This window comes from Nostocoides australiense Ben110 (assembly GCF_001050535.1).
Classification (GTDB): Bacteria; Actinomycetota; Actinomycetes; order Actinomycetales; family Dermatophilaceae; genus Nostocoides_A; species Nostocoides_A australiense.
Genome location: NZ_HG764815.1, coordinates 3,694,444 through 3,696,855, shown reverse-complemented (window position 1 = coordinate 3,696,855; position 2,412 = coordinate 3,694,444). Strand labels below are relative to the sequence as shown.

The window sequence follows — 2,412 nt, the reverse complement described above, 5'->3', positions numbered from 1 at the left end:
CGGCTGCCGCCACCCGGCACCCACCAGACCATCCCCGGAGGCCACACCGTCCCCGGCGACCAGACCATCACGCGACACCGGGGCGGGGGCCGCCGGCCGGGGCCGCATCTGCCGCGGCGCCGGTGCCGCCAACGGTCCGAGCGGCGCGCCGATTGCCCCGGCGGCCAGCCGGACCCCGTCCAGAGTCTTGTTGAGCACCGCCTCGGCGACGGACAGCGATGTGGAGACGGCCATTCGGATGAGTGGGTTCACAAAACCTCCAAGGGCGACAACGCAACACGCGTGGGTACTCCGTCGAGCCTATATTCCCTCGCGAATGCGCTCAGCCGTCGCTGCCGATGCTTGTATCGCATCGGCAGGCCTTCGAGAGGACGGCCGGCGCGGCTACGCGCGGTCCGGAAGCTGCCCGGCGAGCCGAGCTGCTTCCTCCGCGCTCAAACCGCCGTCGATGGCCGACCAGATGGCCGCGAGCCCGGCCCGGATGACTTCCACCGGGTTGCCGTCGCCCGCGACGACCAGACGGTCGCCGTCGATGCGCAATTCGGCAGCGCCGCAACGGAACCCGCCATCGGCGGCCTGCGCAGCCGCATACGGCTGCATCAGATCGGCCAGCGCGGCGATGACATACCGGGGACGCTCCGGCAGGGGGGCCAGCGCCGCGGCGTGAGCGCCGTGGACGCCGGTGAGCACCAGGGCGCCGTCCATCCCGGCGGCACTCGCGCCGGCGATATCGGTCTCGAGCCGGTCGCCGACGCCGAGGACGGTGGCCGGGTCCAGGTCGAGGACAGCGCTGCTCATCAGATAGAGGGGTGCCTCGGGCTTGCCTACGACGAAGGGCTGCTTGCCCGTCGCGAGGCTGACACAGTGGACGAGCGAGCCGTTGCCGGGGGCGATGCCGCGATCGGTCGGGAGAGTGAGGTCGGTGTTGGTGGCGACCCATCGGGCGCCGGCCTGGATGGCATAGGCGGCCTCGGCGAGATCTGCGGCAGTGACCTGCGGACCATAGCCCTGCAGGACCGCCACGACCGGCTCGGCCGACGTCACCGCTTGAAACCCTTGCGACACAAGGGCTTCCTGCACGCCGACGCCTCCGACGGCGAGCACGCGCGCACCCGGCTCGGCGGACGCAGCGAGCTCGGCGGCCCCGGCCATGGAGCTGTTGACGACGCGGTCGGCAGTGGTCCGGACACCGAGGTCGGCCAAGTGGGCGGCGACCTCGACCGGTGGCCGCGACGCGTTGTTGGTTGCGTAGACGACCGGGACCGGCAGGGCGTTCAGCGCCTCGACCGCGCCCTCGACGGCCGCCGGACCGCGATAGACGACACCGTCGAGGTCACAGACGATTCCGCGGTATGCCGCGAGCAGGCTCGCCTCCGCCATTGTTCAGTCCTCCGTGGCTGGATGGGTTTCGCCGTCCTGGCGCCCGCGGTCCTGGTCGCCGATCGGTGGGGCCTCGTCCTCAGCGTCCCGGTCCCAGTCAGCGTCCTCCCCGGCGTCCTCGTCCCAGCCGGAATCGATGATCGTCACGCCGTCGAGGTCGTCGAGGCGCTCGGCGGCGTCGGTCTCCAGGTCGGTGTCGGCCGTGGCCGCCATGGCGAACCACTTGCGCGCCTGTGTCTCGTCGCCGCGGGCCAGCAGCGCGTCGGCGTAGGCGTAGTAGGCCCGGCCGCTCCACGGCCGGACCGGCCCGAAGACGAGCCGTTCCAGTCCGAGGACGGCGGCGTCCAGCTGACCGAGATCACTGCGCACGCCGGCGACGACGATGGCCAGCTCCGCCTGATCTGCGGCCGACAGGTGCGCGGCCTCCGGGCTGGCGGCGAGTTCGAGGGCTCTCTCGTGCCGGCCCAGACCCCGTTCGCTGTCCACCATGAGGGGCAGCAGGTGTGAGGAGCCACTCAGCCGGCGCACCGTGCGGAACTCCGCCAGGGCGCGGGCGAAATCGCCTGCCCGATAGGCCACCATGCCCAGCGCCTCGCGCGCGGCCGGGACTCGACCGGCCCGGCGCACTGCGGTCTCCGCGTGGGCCATGGCGCCGTCCACGTCGTCCTCGGCGAGCCGGATCGCCACCATCACGAGGTGTTGGGCGACGCCCTCCGCGTTCTCCTTCGACAGAGTGCGCAGTTGCGTCCAGACCTCGCGGTCGAGTTCCTTGCCGGTCACGCCTTCCTCGATAGCCGGCTCCGGGAGCCGGCCCTTCGTGGGCACGAGACGGGGCCCGTAACTGCGGGCGCTCTCACCTGTCCGTTCCTCACGACCGGCCCCACCCCGGGAACCGTCACGCCGTTGGTCACTACGCACATCGTCGCGCCGATCACCGCGCCGGTCACCGCTGCGGCCGTCCCCGCGACCGCCACGTCGATCCTCGCTGCGATTGTTGTCGCGCCGTTCGCGCTGCTGCCAGGGCTTGCGGTC

Annotated in this window: 3 protein-coding genes; all 3 read right to left on the bottom strand. The window is 72.1% G+C overall.

Features of this window, described 5'->3' with window-relative positions; all coding sequences use genetic code 11:
• A partial coding sequence (locus BN11_RS24305) for a hypothetical protein (protein WP_048699697.1) occupies positions 1-234 on the bottom strand: 234 nt, incomplete at its 3' end.
• Positions 235-384: 150 nt separating this feature from the next.
• Complete coding sequence (locus tag BN11_RS18145; RefSeq protein WP_048699694.1) at positions 385-1,380, bottom strand: HAD-IIA family hydrolase; 996 nt, start codon at positions 1,378-1,380, stop codon at positions 385-387.
• 3 nt (positions 1,381-1,383) lie between these two features.
• Complete coding sequence (locus BN11_RS18140) at positions 1,384-2,160, bottom strand: hypothetical protein (RefSeq protein ID WP_083433866.1); 777 nt, start codon at positions 2,158-2,160, stop codon at positions 1,384-1,386.
• Positions 2,161-2,412 lie beyond the last annotated feature (252 nt).

What these genes read in the sequence shown, in the direction of transcription:
- BN11_RS18145 (WP_048699694.1), bottom strand. Translation starts at nt 1,380, where the DNA reads ATGGCGGAGGCGAGCCTGCTCGCGGCATACCGCGGAATCGTCTGTGAC.